At 70.4% G+C, this 22,164-nt stretch carries 22 protein-coding genes; 8 read left to right on the top strand and 14 right to left on the bottom strand.

All coding sequences use genetic code 11. The features are described 5' to 3' along the window. Positions 1 to 16: 16 nt before the first annotated feature. The gene (locus tag KF837_29930; GenBank protein MBX3231581.1) at positions 17 to 1,831 is read right to left on the bottom strand and encodes a fatty acyl-AMP ligase; all 1,815 of its coding nucleotides are present in this window, start codon (positions 1,829 to 1,831) and stop codon (positions 17 to 19) included. 183 nt (positions 1,832 to 2,014) lie between these two features. Between KF837_29930 and KF837_29935 the strand changes: the two genes are divergently transcribed. Both KF837_29935 and KF837_29940 read left to right on the top strand, forming a co-directional pair. After that, on the top strand, positions 2,015 to 3,238 hold the full coding sequence (locus KF837_29935; protein MBX3231582.1) for a beta-ketoacyl-[acyl-carrier-protein] synthase family protein: 1,224 nt from the start codon (positions 2,015 to 2,017) through the stop codon (positions 3,236 to 3,238). After that, positions 3,238 to 4,464 (top strand): hypothetical protein, encoded by a 1,227-nt coding sequence (locus tag KF837_29940; GenBank protein MBX3231583.1) that lies wholly within the window; start codon positions 3,238 to 3,240, stop codon positions 4,462 to 4,464. The genes KF837_29935 and KF837_29940 overlap by 1 nt, the downstream gene beginning before the upstream one ends. Here KF837_29940 and KF837_29945 read toward each other — a convergent pair. Next, positions 4,431 to 4,772, bottom strand: a complete 342-nt coding sequence (locus KF837_29945; GenBank protein MBX3231584.1) for a hypothetical protein — start codon at positions 4,770 to 4,772, stop codon at positions 4,431 to 4,433. The two genes, KF837_29940 and KF837_29945, sit on opposite strands and share 34 nt — an antisense overlap. Before the next feature lie 224 nt (positions 4,773 to 4,996). Between KF837_29945 and KF837_29950 the strand changes: the two genes are divergently transcribed. Then, the gene (locus tag KF837_29950; protein ID MBX3231585.1) at positions 4,997 to 6,232 is read left to right on the top strand and encodes a pyridoxal phosphate-dependent aminotransferase family protein; all 1,236 of its coding nucleotides are present in this window, start codon (positions 4,997 to 4,999) and stop codon (positions 6,230 to 6,232) included. Here KF837_29950 and KF837_29955 read toward each other — a convergent pair. The 6 genes from KF837_29955 to KF837_29980 all read right to left on the bottom strand — a co-directional run bounded on the left by KF837_29955 (position 6,229) and on the right by KF837_29980 (position 9,404). Continuing rightward, on the bottom strand, positions 6,229 to 6,486 hold the full coding sequence (locus KF837_29955) for an acyl carrier protein (protein MBX3231586.1): 258 nt from the start codon (positions 6,484 to 6,486) through the stop codon (positions 6,229 to 6,231). The two genes, KF837_29950 and KF837_29955, sit on opposite strands and share 4 nt — an antisense overlap. 34 nt (positions 6,487 to 6,520) lie before the next feature. Further along, on the bottom strand, positions 6,521 to 7,189 hold the full coding sequence (locus KF837_29960; GenBank protein ID MBX3231587.1) for a thiamine phosphate synthase: 669 nt from the start codon (positions 7,187 to 7,189) through the stop codon (positions 6,521 to 6,523). After that, positions 7,186 to 7,440 (bottom strand): hypothetical protein, encoded by a 255-nt coding sequence (locus KF837_29965; protein MBX3231588.1) that lies wholly within the window; start codon positions 7,438 to 7,440, stop codon positions 7,186 to 7,188. The genes KF837_29960 and KF837_29965 overlap by 4 nt, the downstream gene beginning before the upstream one ends. Next, entirely contained in the window at positions 7,437 to 8,210 is a 774-nt protein-coding gene (locus KF837_29970) for a thiazole synthase (protein ID MBX3231589.1), read from the bottom strand. The genes KF837_29965 and KF837_29970 overlap by 4 nt, the downstream gene beginning before the upstream one ends. Beyond that, positions 8,162 to 9,001, bottom strand: a complete 840-nt coding sequence (locus KF837_29975; protein ID MBX3231590.1) for a hypothetical protein — start codon at positions 8,999 to 9,001, stop codon at positions 8,162 to 8,164. The genes KF837_29970 and KF837_29975 overlap by 49 nt, the downstream gene beginning before the upstream one ends. Positions 9,002 to 9,122: 121 nt before the next feature. Continuing rightward, on the bottom strand, positions 9,123 to 9,404 hold the full coding sequence (locus tag KF837_29980) for a hypothetical protein (protein ID MBX3231591.1): 282 nt from the start codon (positions 9,402 to 9,404) through the stop codon (positions 9,123 to 9,125). Positions 9,405 to 9,570: 166 nt separating this feature from the next. On the opposite strand from KF837_29980, the gene KF837_29985 reads away from it, so the two are divergent. Then, entirely contained in the window at positions 9,571 to 10,386 is an 816-nt protein-coding gene (locus tag KF837_29985; protein ID MBX3231592.1) for an ATP-binding cassette domain-containing protein, read from the top strand. A gap of 54 nt (positions 10,387 to 10,440) precedes the next feature. After that, positions 10,441 to 10,818, top strand: coding sequence for a DUF4190 domain-containing protein (locus tag KF837_29990; GenBank protein MBX3231593.1), 378 nt, complete (start codon positions 10,441 to 10,443; stop codon positions 10,816 to 10,818). Here the strand turns inward: KF837_29990 and KF837_29995 are convergent. Genes KF837_29995 through KF837_30015 form a run of 5 tightly spaced genes read right to left on the bottom strand, consistent with a single transcriptional unit; the run spans position 10,800 to position 16,890 of the window. Beyond that, on the bottom strand, positions 10,800 to 11,633 hold the full coding sequence (locus KF837_29995) for a hypothetical protein (GenBank protein MBX3231594.1): 834 nt from the start codon (positions 11,631 to 11,633) through the stop codon (positions 10,800 to 10,802). The two genes, KF837_29990 and KF837_29995, sit on opposite strands and share 19 nt — an antisense overlap. Continuing rightward, positions 11,630 to 12,046: a hypothetical protein gene (locus tag KF837_30000; protein MBX3231595.1), complete on the bottom strand. Its 417-nt coding sequence runs from the start codon at positions 12,044 to 12,046 to the stop codon at positions 11,630 to 11,632. The genes KF837_29995 and KF837_30000 overlap by 4 nt, the downstream gene beginning before the upstream one ends. Continuing rightward, positions 12,043 to 12,954 (bottom strand): polysaccharide deacetylase family protein, encoded by a 912-nt coding sequence (locus tag KF837_30005; protein ID MBX3231596.1) that lies wholly within the window; start codon positions 12,952 to 12,954, stop codon positions 12,043 to 12,045. The genes KF837_30000 and KF837_30005 overlap by 4 nt, the downstream gene beginning before the upstream one ends. Before the next feature lie 22 nt (positions 12,955 to 12,976). After that, positions 12,977 to 14,695 (bottom strand): DUF4139 domain-containing protein, encoded by a 1,719-nt coding sequence (locus KF837_30010; GenBank protein ID MBX3231597.1) that lies wholly within the window; start codon positions 14,693 to 14,695, stop codon positions 12,977 to 12,979. Between the two features lie 32 nt (positions 14,696 to 14,727). After that, positions 14,728 to 16,890, bottom strand: coding sequence for a S9 family peptidase (locus KF837_30015; GenBank protein ID MBX3231598.1), 2,163 nt, complete (start codon positions 16,888 to 16,890; stop codon positions 14,728 to 14,730). Between the two features lie 59 nt (positions 16,891 to 16,949). Between KF837_30015 and KF837_30020 the strand changes: the two genes are divergently transcribed. The 3 genes from KF837_30020 to KF837_30030 are packed head-to-tail and all read left to right on the top strand — an operon-like array spanning position 16,950 to position 21,078. Next, complete coding sequence (locus KF837_30020) at positions 16,950 to 18,614, top strand: hypothetical protein (GenBank protein MBX3231599.1); 1,665 nt, start codon at positions 16,950 to 16,952, stop codon at positions 18,612 to 18,614. Between the two features lie 12 nt (positions 18,615 to 18,626). Then, positions 18,627 to 20,234 carry a hypothetical protein gene (locus tag KF837_30025; GenBank protein MBX3231600.1) on the top strand — a complete coding sequence of 536 codons (1,608 nt, stop codon included), beginning with the start codon at positions 18,627 to 18,629 and terminating at the stop codon, positions 20,232 to 20,234. Positions 20,235 to 20,259: 25 nt separating this feature from the next. Next, the gene (locus KF837_30030) at positions 20,260 to 21,078 is read left to right on the top strand and encodes a hypothetical protein (protein MBX3231601.1); all 819 of its coding nucleotides are present in this window, start codon (positions 20,260 to 20,262) and stop codon (positions 21,076 to 21,078) included. 60 nt (positions 21,079 to 21,138) lie between these two features. Here the strand turns inward: KF837_30030 and tsf are convergent, their stop codons facing one another. Beyond that, complete coding sequence (gene tsf / locus KF837_30035) at positions 21,139 to 22,164, bottom strand: translation elongation factor Ts (GenBank protein MBX3231602.1); 1,026 nt, start codon at positions 22,162 to 22,164, stop codon at positions 21,139 to 21,141.

Genomic DNA, 22,164 nt, shown 5'->3' on the forward strand with positions numbered 1-22,164 from the left:
CGTTCTGCGAAGCGCGCTACGCGCTCGCACCGGCGTCTTCCGGCTTTCCGGTGTTGTCTTGCACGGCGCGGGCCCGCGGCAGTGTGCCGTCCAGATACATCTGCTTCGTCTTGCGCCGCTGCGGCTTGCCGCTCGACGTACGCGGCAGCGTCCCCTGCGGGACGATCGCCACTTCGTGCGTAGTCAGCGAGAAATTCGAGAGGATCGCCTCCGCGATCGCCTTCTCGAGCGCGGCCGCGTCGGACTGGAACGCCTCCGCCGCCACGACCAGCTGCTCGGCCCTCCCCTCCGGTCCGTCCACATCCACCGAGAACGCCACGACGTTGCCGCGGCGCACACTGGGAAGCTCGCTCACGACCCACTCGAGGTCGTTGGGGTAGAAGTTGCGCCCCCGCACGATGATCATGTCCTTCAGCCGGCCGCAGATGAAGACCTCCGGCCTCCCGTCGGCGCGCGTGACCGTGTAGCCGAGATCGCCCGTGTAGAGCCACGTCGCGCCGTCGGGGCCCGGCTTGAACGCCTCCGCCGTGAGCTCCGGCTCGTTGTAGTAGCCCGCCGAGACCGAGGGGCCGCGCGTGATGATCTGGCCGACCTGACGGTCGCCGAGCTTCGCGCCGTTCTCGTCGACGACCGCGACGTGATGCTCCGGGAACGGATGCCCGCAGCTCACGAGCTCCTGGCCCTGACTCTGGTCCTCACCCTCGGCCGCCGGCTTCGCCTCGCCCTTCTCGAGCGACGCCTTCTCGATCGTGTCGGTGCGAACGCCCGTGAAGTGCGGGACGAACGTGATCGCGAGCGTCGCCTCCGCCATCCCGTACGACGGGAGGAACGCGCGCGCGTCGAACTTCGCCGGCGCGAGCTTCGCCGCGAACTCACGCAGCGTGCGCGCCTGAATCGGCTCCGCCCCGCAGCCGGCGCGATGGAGACACGAGAGATCGAGCTCCGTGATGTCCTTGTCTTTGATCCGCTTCGTGACGAGCTGGTACGCGAAATTGGGCGCGTACGTGATCGTGCCGCGGTGCTGGTGGATCTTGTCGAGCCAGATGCGCGGGTTGCGGACGAAGCTCGCGGTCGGAAGGAAGACGACCGGGATGTCGGTGAACAAGGTGCCGATCGCGAAGCCGATGAGCCCCATGTCGTGGAAGAGCGGGAGCCACGTCACGCCCTTGTCGAAGGACGAGTCCTTCGCGAGGCCGTGGATCATGAAGCTCTCGCTGTTCCAGGCGAGGTTCCGGTGCGTGACCATCACGCCCTTCGGCCGCGACGTGCTGCCGGACGTGAACTGGAGGAACGCGAGATCGCCGGGTTCTACCTGCACGTCGACCGTCGCCGGCGCGTCGGTCGCGGCGAGCTCGTCGACGGTGAGCACGCCGCGGAGCTTCGGCGCGCGCGGCGCGGCCGGGTCGACGTATTGCTTCGTCGCGGTGGTCGTGAGGAGGAGCGAGGCGCCCGACGCGTTCGCGATGTGCGCGACCGTGTCGTGGTAGCCCTCGATGTTCTTGAACGAGAGCTGCGGCGAGATCGGGACCGGCACGATGCCGCCCATCACCGCGCCGAGGAACGAGAGGACGAACTCGTCGGGATCCGGCACCGCGATCGCGAGGCGATCGCCCTTCGTGAGGCCGCGCGCGTGGAGCTGCGCCGCGCGTCTCTCCGCCTCGATGCCGAGGTCCTTGAACGAGCAGAAACGCTCGCTGCCGTCGGCCCGCACGAAGACGAAGCCGCGCTCGGTGCGATCGCGGAGCTGGCGGAGGGCCTCGGCGAGCGTCGGGGGCACGCGCGACGGATCGCGATCGCGCGATCGCTCGATTTCCTGGGCGAGATCCGTCATTGGGCGCGCGTCTCTTACTTGTCGCGACACGATCGCGCAAGGCGTCAAACGCTGATCAGGTGTTGCGTAATGTGCGGCGCGCGCGAACATCGTTACGCACCGCGCCAAGTGGTTCAACCATGCGATGAATCACGGGATTTCCGCCGATTGCAGCTCGAAAGCCTCGCGAGGTATAAGCCGCCCGTGCGCGTCTTCATCACGGGCGTCGGTGTCGTCAGCTCGATCGGGCTGGGTAAGGACGCCTTCTTCCGCGCGCTCGCCGAAGGAAAGAGCGGGATCTCCCCCGTCGAGTCGTTCGACGCGTCGAGCCTCGGGCGCTCCAACGCGGGCGAGGTGAAGGGCTTCGTCGCGCGCGATCACCTGAGCGCGGCGGAGACGCGGCGCATGGGCCGCTGCTCGCAGATGGCGCTCGCCGCCGCGCGCATGGCGATCGCGGACGCCGCGCTCCCCGAGCAAGCGCTCCACGGTCCGCGCGCGTCGGTCGTCCTCGGCACGACGATGGGCGAGGCCGACGTGCTCGAGGACCTCGACCACGCGTGGATCGCGAAGGGCGCCGCCGGCGTCCGCCGCGCGTGGATCCCGAAGTACGGATCGACCCTCCTCTCCGTTCACGTCGCGCGCGCCGTCGGCTCCGAGGGCGCGGTCCTCACCCTCCCCGCCGCGTGCGCCGCGGGCAACTACGCGATCGGGCTCGCGTCCGATCTCCTCCGCGCCGGCCGGGCCGACGTCATCGTCACCGGCGCCGCCGAGATGCTGCAGGAGCTCCAGTACTCCGGCTTCGTGCGCCTCGCCGCGATGGCGCAGGAGCGGTGCCAGCCGTTCGACCTCCACCGGCAGGGCCTCATCCTCGGCGAAGGCGCGGGCGTCCTCGTCCTCGAGTCGGAGGCGCACGCGGTGAAGCGGAACGCGCGCGTGCTCGCCGAGGTCGGCGGCCACGGCATGACGTGCGACGCGTACCACATCACGCGGCCGCACCCCGAGGCGGCCGGCAGCATCAGCGCGATGAAGCAGGCGATCGAGCGGAGCGGCCTCGAGCCCGACGCGATCGACTTCGTGAACGCGCACGGCACCGGGACGAAGCACAACGACAGCGCCGAGTCGAAGGTGATGCGCGACGTCTTCGGCGAGCGGAAGGTGCCGATCTCGAGCATGAAGAGCATGCTCGGTCACTGCATGGGCGCCGCGAGCGCGCTCGAGGCGATCGGCTGCTTGCTCACCCTCGAGCAAGGCCTCTACCCGCCCACGATCGGCTACGAGACGCCCGATCCCGAGTGCGACGTCGACGTCGTCGCGAACGTCGCGCGCAAGGGCAAGGCCGACATCGTGCTGAACAACTCGCTCGCCTTCGGCGGCTACAACTCGGTCACGTGCCTGGCGAAGCCGGGCCGCTTGCCGGCGGTGACGTGATGAAGCCGCGCGCCGTCACGGGGCTCGGGATCGCGAGCGCGCTCGGCACGAGCACGCCGGACTTCTTCGAGGCGTTCCGCTCCGGCGCGCCGCGGACGATCGCCGACCGCCCGCCGCTCACGAGCTTCGACGCGTCGGGCTACCACGATCCTCCGATCGTCGAGGTGCCCTCCTTCGATCCGACGAAGCACCTCGGCGACAAGGGGCTCCGCACCCTCGATCGCCTCACGAAGCTCCTCGTCGTCGCCGCGCGCCTCGCGCTCCACGACGCGGGGCTGAAGAAAGACGGCGCGTTCGGACCGCTCCAGCCGACCGACGTCGGCGTGTGCTGCTCGAACGCGTACGGCAGCCTCGAGGCGATCACGGAGCTCGATCGCGTCGCCGTCCTGGAAGATGCAAGATACATCAATCCGGCGAAGTTCCCGAACACGGTCTCGAACAGCGCGGCCGGGTACGTGAGCATCTGGGAGGACCTCCGCGCGCTCAACGTCAGCGTGTCGGACGGCAACTGCGGCGCGCTCGACGCGGTCTCGTGCGCGGACATCTTCTTCGAGACGAACCGCGCGCAGGCGATCCTCACCGGCGGCGGTGAGTCGATGAGCGAGGCGCTCTACCTCGCGTTCGATCGCCTCGGCGTCCTCGGCGCCACCGTCCCCGGCTTCGGCGACCGCACGCGGCTCGGCGAGGGCGCGGCGTTCCTCGTCCTCGAGCCGCTCGAGCGCGCGACGAAGCGGGGCGCGAAGGTGCTCGCCACCGTCGACGGCTACGGCACCGCGTTCGTCGGACCGAAGGACGACGCGTCGCTCCTCTTCGCGTCGAGCACGTCGCTCGAGCGCGCGATCGGGACCGCGCTCGAGGACGCGGGCGTGACGCCGGGCGACGTCGACCTCGTCGTGTCGGGGCTCGCCGGGATCGAGCGCATCGACCGCGAGGAGCGCGCCGCGATCGCGAAGGCGATCGGACCCGACGTCGCGGTCGCGGCGCCGAAGCAGGTCTTCGGCGAGACCCTCGGCGCGGGCGGGGCGCTCGCGATGGCGGCGGCGTGCGCGTGGCTCGACGGCGCGCCGCCGAGCTGCCTCGCGTCGGGCAAGCCCCCGGCGAAGGTCGCGACCGTGCTCGTCACGTCGATGGGCTACTACGGCAACGCGTCGGCGGTCGTGATGAAGCGCGTAAGCCAAGCGCCGCCCGCGGATCAGGTCGCGTCGGCCTCGTCGTCGGGCGTCTGATCCTTCTTCTCGATCTTCTTCGGACCCTTGTTCGGGTTCTTGCTCGGCTTCGTGCTGGAGCCGCCGCCGGCGCTGGAGCCCGAGCCGCTTCCGCCGGTACCGGATTCCGCCGAGCTGGACGACGATCCACCGCCGCCGCCGCCACCTCCGCCGAGGCCCGTCATGTTCAGCTCCGTCGTCGCCTTTCCGGCGGTGGACGCCGAGCGTTTGTGGATCCCCTTCGCGCCTGCTCCCGCGAGCGCCGAGACGCAGACGAGGATGAAGGCGTATTCGACGAGGGCGGCTCCACGAACGCGACGCTTGCTCATGCGATGTTGTTCAGCATGCATCACGCCAACGTGCGTGTTTCGCTATCTGCGCGAACGAGCACACGAGTCGTGCTGTCAAGATGGATCCCTGGCGTTGTTTTGCAGACAACGCATCCCCAGGGGTGATCGCGCCTTGCGCAATTCGGACATTTTCAGCCGAAACGGATAGCTGGATCGCTGGAATCCTCGCGCGCAAGGCGGGTCTGTGCCAGAAGGGCCGCAGAATGAGCTGGCTCGACGAGAAGGCCCACGCGGAGCTCGCGCGCATCCGCGAGGCGAAGGAAAACCAGGTCTATCCGTACTTCCGCGAGTTCGAGAAGGGCGGCCTGCACAACAGCATCGGCGGCCGGCTGATCATCAACTTCAGCTCGAACGACTACCTCGGCCTCACCGATCACCCGAAGGTGAAGGAGGCGGCGAAGAAGGCGGTCGAGAAGTACGCGTGCGGCCTCTCGAGCGCGCGGCCGCAGGCGACGACGGTCGAGCACGTCGAGCTCGAGCAGCGCCTCGCGAAGTGGTTCGGTTTCGACAGCTGCCTCACGTTCACGACCGGCTACCAGGCGATGGTCGGGACCATCTCCGCGATCGCGGACAAGGACACGACCCTCATCCTCGACAGCTACAGCCACGCCTGCATCCTCGACGGCTCCTTCCTCGCCGCCGGGGTGCCGGGGCGCGCGCCCGAGATCCGGTTTTTCAACCACAACTCGGCGAAGAGCCTCGAGCGCATCCTGAAGACGCGCGAGCGCAAGAACGCGCTCGTCCTCGTCGAGGGCATCTACTCGCTCGACGGCGACAAGGGGCACATCGCCGAGTTCGTCGAGATCTGCGCGCGCTACGACGCGGTCCTCCTCGTCGACGACGCGCACGGCACCGGCACCCTCGGGGCGAAGGGCACCGGCATCGTCGAGGAGCTCGGCCTCCACGGCAAGGTGCCGATCGTCGTGTCGACGTTCTCGAAGACGTTCGGCGGCATCGGCGGCATCCTCCTCGGCTCGCAGGACGTCACCGACCTCGTGAAGAACAGCGCGCGGAGCTTCCTCTTCAGCGCGACCCTCCCCGTCCCCGTCGTCGCGGCGGCGAGCACGATCCTCGACATGCTCGAGAGCGACGGCCCCGCCCTCGTGAAGGAGCTCCATCAGAAGTCGGAGTACTTCCGCGGCAAGCTGAAGGAGGCCGGCTTCGAGCTCGGCACGAGCAACACGCACATCATGCCGGTCATGTGCCGCGAGGAGCGGAAGACGCTCTTCATGCACGTCGCGCTCCTCGAGTGCGGCGTGATGATGGTGCCGCTCGTCTACCCGTCGGTGAAGCAGGGCGAGGAGCGGCTCCGCGTGAACATCACGCGCGGCCACACGCAAGAGGACATGGACACCGCCCTCGAGCTCTTGAAGTCCTACGGCGAGGCGTTCTTCGTCCTGTCGGGCGAGGACATCGGCCCGCTCGAAGCGAGCGCTTAGCTCGCCTGCTTCGACTCCTGGAGCTTCATCAGCGCCTTCGCGATGTCCTCGACCGTCGCGATGTCGGAGAGGACGTCGTTGGGGATCGAGACCTCGAAGCGGTCCTCGACGTCGGCGACGAGCTCCATCACGCCGAGCGAGTCGAGCCCGAGATCGTTCTGGATGTGGTCCTTCGGGCCGATCGCGCGGCCGCTGTCCACGTGCTTCCTCAGGATCTCCGTCGTGATGCTCAGCGTCTCGTCGTACGTCGACATGGCGGACCAGGTTACCGCCGGACGCGCCACGTCGCTACGATCGCCGCGCCCGCGCCGCGCCGCGTCGAAACGGCGCATCGAGGACGCGCGCGACGGCGGCGGGATCGGCGGCATCGAAGAGCGAACGGATGACGGCGACGCCGTCGGCGCCCGCGACCGCGCACGCTTCGACCTTGTCCGGCCCGACGCCGCCGAGGGCGTAGATCCGCGCGCCGCCTTCGGGCGGGCCGAGCCGCTTCGCCTCGACGAGCGCCTTCGGTCCGCGCGGCGTCGCCTTGTCCGGCGTCGCGAAGATCGGGCTCACGAGGAGCGCCTCGACGTTCCCGGCGAGCGCGGAGACGTCGTCGCTCGAGTGCGCGGGCGCGGAGATCCACGCGTTGTCGGCGACGGCGCAGACCGCCGCGACCGCCTCGCGCTTGCCCGCCACGTGCACGCCGTCGGCGCCGCTGTCGAGCGCGAGCTCGATGACGTCGCGCGCGTCGGGGCGCGCCGCGTTGAGGACGAAGGGCGCGCGCGCCTTCTTCGTCACGTCGCGGAGGCGGCGCGCGGCCTTCGTCAGCTCCGCGATCGACGCCGCCTTGTCGCGCAGCTGCACCATGAGCGCGCCGGGATCGACCGCCGCGCTCGCCTTCTCGATCACCTCGCACGCGCGGTCGAGCGTGTACCGCGGATCCGTCACGAGGATGATCGAGGGCGCGATCACTTGCTCTCGCCCAGCTCCGCCCGCGCGGCGGGCACGTGCCGGTTCGAGGGGAAGTGCTCCACGAGGTAGCGCAGGGTCTGCTTCGCGGCCTCCTCGTTCCCCTTCGCGTGGAAGTCCTGCGCGAGGTCGTAGAGCGCGTCGCCGTCGTTCGGCGTCGGCTTGCCCGACTCGTACCCGCCGCCGCCGCACTGGAACGGCGCGGTCGTCCCGATCGAGAGCGCGAGCGCGCCGGCGACGAGCGCGCGCATCATTCGATCAGACCGGCGGTGGGGCTCGACGCGTTCGCGTAGCGCGTCTTCGACATGCGACCCGCGCGCCGCGCCAAACGTCCGGCGCGGACGGCGTCCTTCATCGCCGTCGCCATCAGCACGGGGTCCTTCGCGTGCGCGATCGCCGTGTTCATGAGGACGCCGTCGCAGCCGAGCTCCATCGCGATCGCGGCGTCGCTCGCGGTGCCGACGCCGGCGTCGACGATGACGGGGACCTTCGCGTGCTCGAGGATGATCGAGAGGTTGTGCGGATTGCGGATGCCGAGGCCGCTGCCGATCGGCGCCGCGAGCGGCATGACCGCGGCGCACCCGAGGTCCTCGAGCTTGCGGCAGAGGATCGGATCGTCGATGCAATACGGCAGGACGGTGAAGCCCTCCTTCACGAGCGTCTTCGCGGCCTCGAGCGTCTGCTCGTTGTCGGGGTAGAGCGTCTTCGGATCGCCGATGACCTCGAGCTTCACCATCGACGCGATGCCGAGCTCGCGCGCGAGGCGCAGCGTGCGCACCGCCTCGTCCGCGGTGTAGCAGCCGGCGGTGTTGGGGAGCAGCGTCCAGCTCTTCCGTTGTAGGAGCGACATGAGCGAGCCGCTCGACTTGTCGGCGAGGTCGACGCGACGGAGCGCGACCGTCACGATCTCCGCGCCCGACGCGTCGATCGCGCGCTCGGTCTCGGCGACGTCCTTGTACTTGCCGGTGCCGACGATCAGCCGGCTGCCGAAGCTCCTGCCCGCGATGACGAGCGCGTCTTCCATGGGCCCCGATTAGCCTGCGCGGCGAGGGGCGACAAGTCGCGCCAGCGCCGGTGGAGCCACATCCACGAAGCGGGCTCGCGCCGGACGAAGTCCTCGAGCGCCGCGGTCGCGCGGCGCGCGGCGGCGTCGATCCAAAGACCCGCGCGATCGCTGCAGGAACGTGCGGGGATCACGTCGAGCACGGAGGCGCGGCCCTCCGTCGCGCCGATGACGAGGACGGTGGCGCGCGACCGCCACGCGACGATCGCCGGCGCGCGGTCCACGACGGCGCGCGCGCCGAGGAAACGCACCGCGAGGCCGGGCCGATCCGGCACCTGATCGATCGGCATCGCGACGACGTCGCCGGCCGCGAGCGCGCGCCCCGCCGCCGCGAGCGCGCCCTCCGGCGCGATGACGTGCACGCCGAGCCGCGCGCGGAGCCGCGCGAGGAGCCGATCGATCCAGCGCGTGCTCATCGGCTTCGCGACGACCGAGAGCCGCCGCCCGCGCGCCGCGAGCAGCCGCGCCGCCGCCGCCGCCGCGAGCTCCCAGTTCCCGGTGTGCGACGCGAACAGCACGACCGGTCCGCGCGCGATCGCCGCCGCGAGCGGCTCCTCGTCGATCGCCGGCAGCGGCCGCCCGCGCAAGAACGCGACGAGCGCGACGCCGAGCGCGCGGTACATCCGGACCGCGGTCCCCTTCGCGTCGGCCACGCCCGCACGGACCATCGCCGCCTCGACGTGCGCGCGGCGAACGCGCAAGACCGAGCCCGCGAGCCACCCGATCGCGACGCCGAGAGCGCGCATCGTCATCGCGCGGCCGGCCGGACGAGCAAACGATGGCCGCTCGCGTCGTCGGCGTCGAGGAAGCCGGCGCGGCGCAGGCGCGCGAGCGTCGCCGTGTCCTCGCGCGTCGCGACGCGGATCGTCGTCGTCACACCGCGGCGAAGCCGGCGGGGCGGCGCGCCTTGTCGTTGCCGCCCTCGAGCGCGACCGCGAAGACGTCGGAGGTGACGATCGCGATCGTCTGCTTCGGGTTCTTCCCATAGATGAGCTCGCCGTCGAACTTCACGTTCTCGAGCTTCTGGAAGGCGAGGCTCGCGCCGTCGTGCGCGACGTGCAGCGTCACGCTCGACCCCTCCGGCAGCGAGAAGCCGTCCTTGTCGGACTTCGCACCGGAGCTCTTGAGGATGGCTTCGATCTGATCGCGCGTCATGGTGGATGACGTTTAGCTTGCGCGCGCCGTCTGCGAAAGGGACATTCGAGCGGTGGCGGCGAAGGACCAGCGGAGCGTCGATCCGGGGGATCGCCACGCCAAGGAGCCACCTCCGCCGGACCAGGAGGTCACCCTCGTCCGCGGACCCGACCTCGCGCGGAAGCCGATGCCGGACGAGATCGTCGTCCTGCGGCAGATCCGGAAGTCCTTCGGCGAGCAGGAGATCCTCAAGGGGATCGATCTGGTCGCGAGGAAGAACGAGACCACCGTCATCATCGGCGGCTCCGGCGCGGGCAAGACCACGCTCCTCCGCATCATCGTCGGCCTCGAGCGCGCGACGAGCGGCCACATCTTCATCGACGGCGAGGACGTCACGCGCGTGTCGGAGCGGGACCTCAACCGCGTCCGCATGAAGTTCGGGATGGTCTACCAGTACGCGGCGCTCCTCGACTCGATCAGCGTCTTCGACAACGTCGCGTTCCCGCTCGTCGAGCACACGAAGCTCTCGAAGAAGGAGATCAGGGAGCGCGTGATGGGCAAGCTCGAGATCCTCGGGCTCGATCCGAACGTCGTCGCGCCGAAGTTTCCGTCGCAGCTCTCGGGCGGCATGCGCAAGCGCGTCGGCCTCGCGCGCGCGCTCATGCTCGAGCCGCCGATCCTCGTCTACGACGAGCCGACCTCGGGCCTCGATCCGCTCACGAGCCGCCTCGTCGACGACCTCATCGAGGAGATGCGGCAGCGCTTCGGCGTGACGAGCATCGTGATCTCGCACGACATCGCGAGCTGCTTCCGCATCGCGCACCAGGCCGTTTTGGTGATCCAGGGGCAGGTCGAAGCGGCCGGTCCGCCCGACGCGCTCCTCGCCGGCGACAGCCAGGTAGCCCGCGATTTCATTCGAAACTCCGCGGTCGACACCGCCAACGTGAGCCGCGTGAGCGACAGCACCACACCGCAAAATTCCAGTGGCGGATCAGAAAAGTGAGGGCCCGACGTGCGCGTCGCCGGTCCGCGGGTATGCTGTAGGGAGATGACGCCGATGCGGCACTTGCCCATGCAGCAGACGGACGCGAAGGCGGTCATCTCCGTGCTGCTGGGGCTCACGAGCTTCGTGCTCGGCCCCGCGACGGGCATCCCCGCCGTCATCGTCGGCTCGATCGCGCGCCGCGACATCGCGCGCTCGAACGGCACGCTCACCGGCAACACCATCGCCGGCGCGGGGACGCTCGCGGGCTTCTTCGGGATGGGCTTCTTCGCCGTCGTGTTCCTCTGGCTCGGCACCGCGGTCCTCGCGCCGTCGACCGACGCCGCGCTAATGACGGTCGACGACTCCTCCGCGCAGGCGAAGGTCACCGCGCCGGTCCGCCCGGCGCCCGAGCGCATCGAGCTCGAGCCGTTTCACCCGACGACGCGCTGAACGATCCGCCTCAGCACCGGCAGCCGCTCGACCGCGAGGAGCGGCGCGAACGCGATCCCGCTGAGCGGGTAGAAGAAGCCGATCGCCATCGTCGCGAGGATCCCGGCGTGGAACGCCCACGTCGCGAGCGCCCACGCTCGCCCGGCCCTCGGCGACGCGAGCGCGACCGGCGCGCCGAGCTCCACCAAGAGCGTGTAGATCGCAAGGATCTGGAGGAGCGGCCGCGAGCCCGCGACGACGGGCGCGAGAGGAGAGTAGAGCGAGCCGAGCTCGATCTTGCGGAGCGCGTCCCACGCGAGCCACGCGCCGAGCGCCTCGCCGGTGAGCCACGCCCCTCCCCCGCTCCGCAGCTTCGACACGCCCGCCACGAAGTACACCACCGCCGTCGCGACCGCGCACGTGCGGAGGACCCAGCCCGCCGTCGCCTCGTCCCGGCGCGCGCCCGCGAGCGCGAGCACGCCGACGTGGACGAGGAACAGGTTCTCGGAGTGGAGGAGCTTGCCCCACGAGTTCGCGTACGACAGGACCCACAAGAGCGACGCGAAGAACGCGGGCGCCACGATCGCGAGGCGCCTGCCGAGCGTGAACGCGAGCCCGAGCGCGACGCACGCGAGCGCGAGGGTCCACGTCGCCGCGGGCGGCAGCGGCGACGAGAGCAGACGCACGACGCCGGCGGGCGCGAAGCTCGACGTTTGGTAGCGCGAGAAGTCCGCGACGTAGCGGATGCGCCCGAGCACGTAGAAGGTCGCGAAGAGGCCGACGAGGAACCGCACCGCGGCGAGCCGCTCCGGCGGCGCGACCGGCCTCCACGTCACGGGCGCCTCGGCACGTCGCAGCGTGCGTGGACCGTGCGCGCGAGCGGCGCGCGCTCGTCGTCCTGGAAGTAGCGGGTCGAGTCGAACTCGCTCGTGACGATCTCGATCGCGACGCCCTCCGTCGCGCGCGCCGCGATGCCGGCGCAGAGCGCGCGCGCGGTCCCGCCGTCGATCGCGCGCATCACGATCATGCCCGCGACCATCGGCTCCGGCGTCCCGACGAGCGACGGCGCGGCCGGCGCGCGACCGCCGTCCGCCTGCACCACGAGCGCGTGCGCGAGGGTCGCGGTGCGCCCGATGTCGCGAGAGAACATCGGGTAGCTCGAGATCGGGAAGTCGTCCCAGCCCACCGGCCGCGCGAGCGGCGACGAGAGCAGCGCCGCGATCCCGATCGTGATCGCGGCGCGCTTCACGCGAACGTCGCCGCGGCTTCGCGCATCGTCACGAAAGTGTAGCCCGCCGCCGCTAGCTCGGCGCACGCCGCGAGGATCGCGTCGACCTTCCGCGCCTGCGCGACGCGGACGTCGGGCTGATGGGGCAGGAGCTCCTCGAGGCCGTCGGCGGCGTCGAGGACGTCGATCCCGTGCAGCTCGAGGTTCACGAGCGGCTCACCCACGCACATCTTCGCGAGCCAGCGCGCGCGCGTCGGGCCGGCGAGCGTCACGGAGGTGCCGATGAACGGGAGGCGGAGGCCGCGCGTGACCTGGACCGGGATCTCGAGCACGCCGCCGCCGCGCCGCCAGTACGGCGTGCCGGTGCGGTACGGCCGCGTCGGCGCGCGGAGGACGTTCGGGGTGTCGACGATCGAGCGGCTCCGCCGGCCGCGCAGCGCGATGAGCCCGATCGCGGCCGTCTTCGCGGTCCAGTACGCGGGGCACGGGAACACCGACGCGTCGTAGGCGACGTCTTCCTCGGCGAGGACCTCGAAGACCTCGTCGCTGACGGTGTAGCCCGGCGCGCGAAAGCCGACCGGGCGCTTGCCGCACGCCGCTTCGATCGCGGCGGCGCCGTGGACGACCTGCCGCCGGATCTCCTCCTTGCCGAGGCGAACGAGGTCGTAGCGGTGATCGAGCGAGTGGTTCGCGATCTCGTGACCGTCCAGCGCCGCCGCGCGCAGCCGATCGCGCGACGCGGAGCGCTCGAGGTCGCGACCGATCGCGAAGAGCGTCAGCGGGAACCCGCCCGCGTCGGCGAGGCCGCGGAGGCGGTCGATCGCGACGTCGTAGACGAGCGTGCCGGCCCCGCCACGTGGCGTGACGCCGTGGATCTCGAAGTAGTGATGGATCTCGTCGAGGTCGACGCTGACCGACGCGAGGCGCACCGCCGCGTTGTAGCGCGAGCTTCTACGGCGCGGAAGCGACCTTCTTCGTATCGCCGTCGAACGTGAGGTCGGCGACCGCGGCCTGGAGCTCGACCTGCGCGACCATCAGCTTCTCCTGCAGCGCGACGACCTCCACCGTGCGCGCGCTGTTCTTCGCGGTGAGCTCGGCGAGCTTCTTCTCCAGCGTCTGCGCCAGCGCGCCGCCGCTCTTCACCGCCTTCAGCGTCGCGAGCTGGTTCTTCAGCTCCTCGATCCGCGTCTGCTCCTCGCGGATCGAGTGCTGCGTCACCGTGATCTGGTCCTCGGTCTTCGCCATCGTGAGCCCGAGGTCCTTGAGGTGCTCGACGCGCGTCTTCAGCGCGTCGTCGCTCTTCGCGAGGTACGCGCGCACGAGCTCGAGCGCGCCGGCGGCGCGGATGTCGGTATTGCGAGGGAACGCCGTCGCCTCCTCGATCTCGACCTCCGCGCTGCCGTTCGGCTCGAGGTCCACCTTGAAGAGGCTCGCGTCGGCGAGGTGATCGCTCGAGTCGCTCGCGCCCGGCGCGGGGCTCCGCGTGTCCGGGAACTTCGCGAGCTTGTAGCCCGGCGTCACCGCGTACTTGAGGTACACCGTCGCGCGCTCGCCCATCCGGTTCGTGAACGCGAAGGTCTTCTTCCGCGTGTGCTTGATGTCGGTCTTGAAGACGCCGTGGCTCACCCCCGCGATGCGCGTGATCTCGTCGCGCTCGCTCGTCGTCTGGTCGACCGCGATCTGGCGATCGAGCGCGAACGGCACGAACGCGATCGACTTCGCGGGGACCGGATCGGCGAGGCCTTCGCCGACGAAGCGGCCGTCGCCGAAGACGCTGACGGGCCCGCTCTCGAGCGCGCCGTCGCTCGGGTTGCGGAAGCGGATCGTGCGGTACGGGAAGCGCGCGTCGCCGCGCGGGTTCGTGGGATCGTAGAGGTAGACGACCTCGCCCTCGGTCGCGGCCTTGAGGATCGCGACCATCGCGGAGGTGCCCTTCGGCACCGTCATCGGCGCATCCGACTCGAAGTGCGAGGTCCCGATCGGCTCCGTGCTCGGCGGTCCCGACAGCGCCCCGTCGTCGTGCTCGAGCGCCGCCGCCGCGGCGGCCGGGGCGTGTGCGGCCGCTTTCGCGACCGCGCGCTGCTGCGCGAACTGATCGTTGTAAGAGAGCGCCTCGCGCTCGACCACCTTGAGGCCGCGGAGATCGAAGCGGAAGCTCATCGCCGAGCTCGCCCCCACCCCGAGGCGGACGTCCTTCCAGTCCTCGCCCGAGGCGTTGTCGACGATCGCCCACGCCTGGAGCTCCACCTCCCCCGTCTTGCCGACCACGACGCGGTAGCTCGGCTTCCACGCCGGCGCGCCCGTCACGTACGTGAGGCGAAGCCGGCGCTTCGTCGGCGTCGGCTTGCCGCCGATCTTCAGCGCCATGAGCCCGCCCTCGTCGCCGTTCGGCACGTAGGAGACGGGCACGGGCTCGCCGGTCGCGAGGTCGGAGACGGTCAGCGACTTCAGCAAGTCGTCGACCTTCTCGCGCGGGACGGCGAGGGTCATCGTCTCGCCCTCGACGTCGGCGAAGCGCTCGACGTAGGCGACGCCGTTCCGGTAGACGACGACGCGGCCGGGGGACGGCGGCGTCTTCGCGGCCGCGGAAGGAGCCGTGTTTCGCGGCATCGCCGCGGTCCCGCAGCCCGCCAGCGCGAACGCGGCGGCTGCGACCAAGAAGGTGCGCATGGCCGCCTCTACGGCCGCGCGAGAGAGAGGATCTATTTCTTCTCGAGGCCGAGGCGCGTCGCGAGGAACGTGTAGATCAGCGCGTCGACGTGGGCGGCCTGCGTCCGATCGGCCGCCCCGCCGTGCCCGCCCTCGATGTTCTCGTAGTAGAGCGGCTTGTGGCCGAGCGCCTCGAGCTTCGCCACCATCTTCCGCGCGTGGCCGGGGTGGACGCGGTCGTCCTTCGTCGAGGTCGTGTAGAGGACCGGCGGGTACGACGCCTCGCGCTTCACGTTCTGGAACGGCGAGTACCTCGCGAGCGCGGCCCACTCCTCCGGCTTGTCGGGATCGCCGTACTCGCCCATCCACGACGCACCGGCGAGGAGCTTGTGGTAGCGCTTCATGTCGGTGAGCGGCACGCGGCTCACGACCGCGCCGAACAGCTCCGGCCGCTGCGTGAGCATCACGCTCGTGAGGAGGCCGCCGTTGCTGCCGCCGAGGATCCCGAGCGTCTGCTTCGTCGCGACGCCGCGCGCGACGAGGTCCTCCGCGACGGCGATGAAGTCGTCGTACGCGTTCTGCCGCTTCTCCTTCATCGCGGCGTGGTGCCACTCCGGCCCGTACTCCCCGCCCCCGCGGATGTTCGCGAGGACGAAGGTGCCGCCGCGCTCGAGCCAGCCCGCGCCGACCGACGCGCGGTACCCCGGCTGCTGCGAGAGGCCGAAGCCGCCGTACGCCTCGAGCAGCGTCGCGCCGGCGGCGCGGCCCTTCTTGCCGACCTCGAAGTACGGGACCTTCGTGCCGTCCTTCGAGGTCGCGAAGTGCTGCGTCGTCTCGAGGCCGTCGGCCTCGAAGAACGACGGCATCTTCTTGAGCTCCTCGCGCTTGCCGGTGACGAGGCTGCCGAGGCTCAAGGTGCTCGGGACGGTGAAGTCCTCGAGCCAGATCCAGACGTCGTCCGACGTCCAGTGGTCGTAGGCCTGCACGACGATGGAGCCGGCGCTCTCCTTCATCGGCGTCCCGACCCACGGCGCCTTCTCGTTCGCGCGCTTGAAGACGGTGACCTCGCGCCGGACGTCGTTCAGCGTCGTCAGGACGACCTGGTTCCTCGTGCTCGTCCACCCCGCGAACGCGGAGCGCGCGGTGGGCTCGAAGAGGACCTGGAAGTCGCGCTTCCCGGCGCGGTACGCGTCGTACTTGGTCGTGAGGAGCGTCCCGTTCTTGTAGGTCTTGCCGCCGGGCACCGGCGTCCAATCGCTCTTCACGCGGATGAACACGTCGTCGTCGCGAACGCCGAAATCGGCGTCTTCGGGTTTGTCGACACGAACGAGCTTGTCGCCCTCGCGGAAGTGGAGCTCCTTGCGCTCGAAGTCGATCGAGCGCGTGCAGAAGTCACGGAACCGGTTCTTGTGGTCCCACGTGCGGCCGCACGTGGCGCCGTTGTCCGTCTCTTTCCCCTCGAAGACGGTCTTCGCGGCGGAGAGCGGCGTGCCGCGCTTCCACTCCTTGCTGACGCGCGCGTAGCCGGCGCGCGTGAGCGAGCCGGGCCCGTAGTCGGTGCCGACGTAGATCGTGCTCTCGTCCTTCCACGCGAGGTCGTGTTTCCCCTCCGGGAGCTCGAAGCCGCCCTTGACGAAGTCCTTCTTGTCGGTGTCGAGCTCGCGCACGATCGTCGCGTCGCCGCCGCCCTTCGAGAGGCTGACGAGGCACCGCTTGTAGAGCGGCCGCAGGCACTGCGCGCCCTTGTAGACGTAGCTCTGGCCCTCGGACTTGTTGAGCGCGTCGACGTCGAGGAGCGTCGTCCAGGCGGGCGCCGCCTTCTTGTATTCTGCAAGCGTCGTCTCGCGCCACACGCCGCGCGGATGCTCCTTGTCGGTCCAGAAGTTCCGGAGCTTCCCGTTCTCGACGTGGACGGCGGGGATCTTGTCCTTCGAGAGGTAGATCGCGGCGAGCCGCTCCTCGAGCGCCTTGAACCCGGGCTCGGCGGTGAGCTGCCCCTCCGACAGTGCGTTGTGCGTCTTCGCGAAGGCGATGGACCTCTCGCCGTTCACGTCCTCGAGCCACGCGAAGTCCTCGTCGTTCACCGCCGGCGGAGCAGGCGGCGGCGCGACGGCGCTGGCCGCCACCTTCGGCGCCGGTGGCGGCGCGGGCGGCGGCGCCGCGGCGCACGCGACGAGGACAGGGAGCACGGCGGACGCAAGGACGCGGACCTTCATTTCGGCGGACGGTATCACGTGCCACGCAACCGCGGCGCGCGATGGCCGATGACGCGGGAATGGGACACCACGCTGCTACGAATTGGGGGACTCTCTCGAAAACGCCGCTCCTCATCCTCGCGCTCGGCGCGATGGCGTGCGGGGACGGCGACGGCGACTGCACGAACACCGCGTCGTGCGGGCGGGCGGGACCGTCGAGCTCGGGCTCCGGAGCGCCCCGTGACGTTCCGTCGGCGAACGGCGGCGTGACCGACGCGGAGACGCCGGAGGAGCCCGGCGTCAAGGTCGTCTTCGGAGCGGACCCCGTCGTCGTCACGCAAGGCAAGAGCGCCGCGGTCCCGGTCACGATCGAGCGCCTCGGCGGCTTCACCGGCAGCGTCGTCCTCCAGCCGTTCGCGGCCAACCCGAAGGTCCACGTCCCGACGATCACGATCCCGGCGGACCAGACGGCGGGGGCGTTCACGGCCGAGGTCGCCGTCGATCTGCCGCAAGGTCCTCTTCCGCCGATCGCGGTGACGGCGCTCACGAGCGGCGCCGCGCTCGGAGAAGGATCGATCCGCCTCTTCGTCCGCGGACCGGCGGGCTCGCTCGACACGTCCTTCGGCGGCGGCGTCGTGGTCGGGACGCTGCCGAACACCCCGTTCACCCACGCCGTCGCCCAGCGCGACGGCAAGGTCATCGCGCTCGCCGTCACCGGCACGAACGCCGTCCGCGCCGTGCGCTTCAACACCGACGGCACCGTCGACGCGACCTACGGCGGCGGAACCGGCGCCGTCGCGACGTTCACGGACAAAGCCGACGAGACGCGCGCGGCCCTCGACGGCGCCGGACGTCTCTACGTCACCGGCGGCGGCGTCGCGCGCTTCACGACGGAGGGCGCGCTCGACCCGACCTGGGGCAACGGCGGAATCGCGGAGGCGGCGATCAAGAGGAAGTCCAAGACGTCGTTCGTCGACGTCGCGGTCGAGTCGAACGGCTCGGTCTTCGTCACCGAGCGCTGCGGCGTCGAGTGCGATACCACATCGTCCCTTCGCCTGACCCACCTGACGCCGAGCGGAGCGATCGACACCACCTTCTTCCGCGACCGCACGACGCCCGGAACGCACGTCGTGCGCGAGGGCTCCGGCTCACCGAGCTACAGCTTCGGCGGCGCGATCACGCTCGAGTCGGGCAGCGTCCTCGTCAGCTACACCGTCGTCGACGCCGCGGCGCCGCTGACGTTCTCGCCGCTGGTCACCGTGGTCAAGTGGGATGGAACGACGACGTCGGCCCACGGACGCGTGCTCGATCCCAACGAGGGCCGTCCGGCGACCGCCGTCTCGGCGGCGCGCAGCGCGTTCGTCGCCGCGGAGGACATGAACGTCGGGCTGACGCGCATCCGGCGCTACGATCCGAGCACGCTCGCGACGCTCCCCCTGAGCATAGGCACGGCCAAGCCGCTCGGCGGCATCCGTCCGTCGCTCGTGCTCGTGTCGGAGAAGACCCTCCGCGTCACGACCATTCACGCGCCCGCTTATGTCCGCATCCACCAGATGAGCGACGAGGGCGTCGACGACACGTCGTTCGCGCCCGACGGAGTGGTCACCCACTCCTTGCAGACCGGCGCCGACGGGGCCGTGATCTACGGAGCCTTCGTGCAACCCGACGGCAGCGTCATCGCGGTCGGCGGCGGCCGCGCCAGCGGGACCGACAAACGGAGCCGCATCGCGCGCGTGTGGCAGTAGTCTGACGTGGGCATGAGCACGGCGCGTTGGCTTCGAGTCGCCGTCGGCGTGGGGTCGGCGGGGGCGCTGGGAGTTGGGGTCCTCCTCGGGGCGTGCGCGCGCGAGAGGACCTGCGTCGACGTCGCGACGTGCGAGCCGGAAGGAGTCGGCGACGCCGTCGTCGCCGCGCGGGTCGGGGTGGCGGATGGGCGGCAGGTCGTCGTTCAAGGGGAGCAGACGAGCATCCCCGTTACGCTCGAACGTCAGGGCGCGAGCGGGGACGTCGTCCTCTCGTTCGCCGGGGCGCCCGACACCGTCACGATCGCGCCGGTCGTCGTCCCGAAGGACGAGACCGCCGCGACGGTCCTCGTCGACGTCGCCCTCGCTCATCCCCAAGGCTCGCTCGACGGCGTGACGGTGACGGCGCGTCTCGCGACCGGCGATACGACGCTCTCCGAAGCTCCGCTCCCGCTCTTCGTGCGCGGTCGGAGCGGCGCGATCGACACGACGTTCGGCGGCGGCAGCGTCGTAGGGACGCTCTACTCCCCCTTCACGCACGCGATTCGGCTCGACGACGGAGCCGTGATCGCGGTGGGTGCGGGCCACGATGAACCGGTATCCATCACGCGCTTCGGCGCCGACGGAACGCTCGACTCCGCGTTCGCCGACGCCGGCGTCGCGATAACCTCCGTACGGCACACCGCCGACAGCACGCTGGCGGTCTGGCCGCACGCGGCGATCGACGACGCGGGCCGGATCGTCGTGTCTTCGCACGGCCTCGCGCGATTCACGGCCGCGGGCCAGCCCGATGGTTCGTGGAACGGCGGTGGCGTGACGGCGCCCGGCATCGGCGGCGGAGAGCCCGGAGCCAACTTCGTCGACGTCGCAGCAGGACCGCAAGGCACCGTGCTCGCGCTCGAGAGCTGCGAGTCGCCGGCTTGCACGCAGCCCTACCTTCGCCTCGCGCGATTCACCGCGACCGGCTCGCTCGACACGACCTATGCGGCGCCCATTGGTGCTCGCGCGCTCCTCACCGGCGCGACGTTGTTGCCGGACGGACGCAACGCGCGCCGGCTCGCCCTCGCGGGTGACGGGACGGCCGTCGTCACGCACGCCGTCACGGAGGGCACGTCGCGCGGCGGTCGTGTCGCCCTGGTACCGCCGTTCGGCGCGGCGCCGGCGAGCGCCTCGTTCCCCGACGATCGCGACATCACGGCGGTGGCACTCACGCCCGGAGGCGGCATCCTCGTCGCCCGAAACACCGGCACACCCGGCGCCAAGACCATGCAGATCCAGATGCTGCGCTCGGACCTCTCGCCAGACCCGAGCTTCGGCGTGAGCGCGTGGGTCGATGGCGCGGCGGCGGTGCCGAGCTCCGTGCAGGTCGTCGACGGCGGCAAGGTGCTCGTCGCCGGAGTGTTCTACGATCGACACCACGTCTCACTCCAGCGCTTCATGCCCGACGGCAAGGCAGATACGGCCTACGGGAGCAACGGGTCGATCGTCGTCGACTTCGGCACGCCGGAGATCTCCGGCGCCTTCATCCAGCCTGACGCGAGCGTCCTCGTCGTCGGCCATACGAAGGCGAACGCCGACAGCGGCGCGCGCGTCGCGAGCCTCATCGTGCGCCTCTGGCAGTGAGCGCAACTGCGCTACGATCGCGCCGATGCGGACGATGGCGCTCGTCGCGTGGTCGCTCGGAGGGTGCGGGCTCGGCATCAGCGGGGCCGCGATCGAGCTCGCCGATGGGGGCGGGCCGCAGGCGGGGCCCGACGCCGCCGCGGCCGTCGACGACGCGAGCATCGGTGACGCCGGGGTCGACGCCGGCTCGACGTGCGATCCGACGAAGTGCGCGGGGCGGCGCTGCCTCCTCGACGGCGGCTGCAGCTTCTTCGCGGACTGCCGCGGGCTACGCGACGAGGGCGCGCCGACCGGGAACGGCGTGTACCCGCTGCGCCAAGAAGGTGGGACCAATACGTTCGACGCCTATTGCGAGATGACGCTCGCCGACGGCGGCTGGACGCTGGTCGGTCAGTCGGCCGGCACGCAAGAGAGCGACGACTTCGGCTGGGGTGAAGACACCGGCTCGGTCACCGATACGACGAGGCCGTATTCGATCGATGCCTTCGCGCGCCGACTCCGCATCACCGAGGTGCTCGCCGTCGTCGGCACGCGCGAGAGCCCCGTCGCCGCGTACGTCATACGGCCGCCCGCAAACTTCACGACCAACTTCGAAGCCAGCGCGGGGGCGGTGCTGGAGCGGAGGCGCATCATGAACCCCGCGTGCACCGATCCCACGATCGGAGCGGAGCCGTCGATGTTCGCTTGGATGGGTCACACCGAACGCGACGATCACTTCTTCTTCCGCGACGGCTCCAACCACGACGGCTACGGCCTTCGCGCGGTCGGTTGGCGCCTGAACTACGACGGCTGCCCCCAGGACGGTCGGTTCCACCAGAAGCACGGCATGCTCTTCGTGCGCTGACGCACGAAAGGCCGAGACGCGGGAGAGCGCCTCGGCCTTCGTCGTGGCGTGGGACCTGGGTCAGGCGCCGATCGTCTTCGCGACTTCGGCGGCGAGGTCTTCGCTCTTCTTTTCGATGCCCTCGCCGAGGGCGAAGCGGGCGAAGGCGTGGATCTTCACGTCGCCGCCGAGCTTCTTGCCGAGCTCGCCGCGGACCTTGTCGATCGAGCCGGCGCCCGGATCCCAGACGTTGTCCTGGCCGAGGAGGGTGACCTCCGAGTACCACTTGGTGATCTTGCCCTCGATGACCTTCGGCCACATCGCCTCGGGCGGGCCCTTCTTCGCCTGCGCCGCCTTCTTCTCCGCCGCGAGCTCCTCGGGCTTGAGGTCGGTCGCGGCCTCGAGCTCGGCGAGACGCGCGGTCGCGGCGTCGAGCTCCTCCTTCATCTGCGCCTGGTAGATCTCCTTCTGCTTCGCGATCTGCTCGGCGGAGACCTGGCTCTTGTCGACGACGAGCGGGCTCATCGCCGCGATCTGCATCGCGACGTTCTCGATGAACGGCTTGAAGTCCGCGTCGTCCTTCTTGCCCGCCGGCGCCTCGACCGAGACGAGCACGGCGACGCGACCGTTGTGGTTGTAGGCCTGGACGACGCCGTCGCCCTGCGCCTCGAGCACGTCCCAGCGGCGGACGACGATGTTCTCGCCCGTCTTGCCCGCGAGCTCGACGCGCGTCTCTTCGACCGTCTTGTCGGAGCCCGGGTACTTCTCGGCGCCGATGTCCTTGCCCTTCGCGAGGTTCGTCGCGACCGCGACGACGTTCTTCACGAAGCCCTTGAACTCGTCGCCGCGGGCGACGAAGTCCGTCTGGCAGTTGACCTCGACGATGACGCCCTTCTTGCGATCGGCGCTGACGTGCGCGGCGGCCTCGCCCTCGGCCGCGATCTTCCCCGCGCGGGCGGCGCCTTTGACGATGCCCTTCTTGAGGATGATCTCGACCGCCTTCTCGATGTCGCCTTCGGCTTCGGTGAGCGCGTTCTTGCAGTCGCTCATGCCCGCGGACGTACGCTCGCGGAGCTCCTTGATCATTGCGGGAGTAACAGCAGCCAT

Source organism: Labilithrix sp. (assembly GCA_019637155.1).
Taxonomy (GTDB): Bacteria; Myxococcota_A; Polyangia; order Polyangiales; family Polyangiaceae; genus Labilithrix.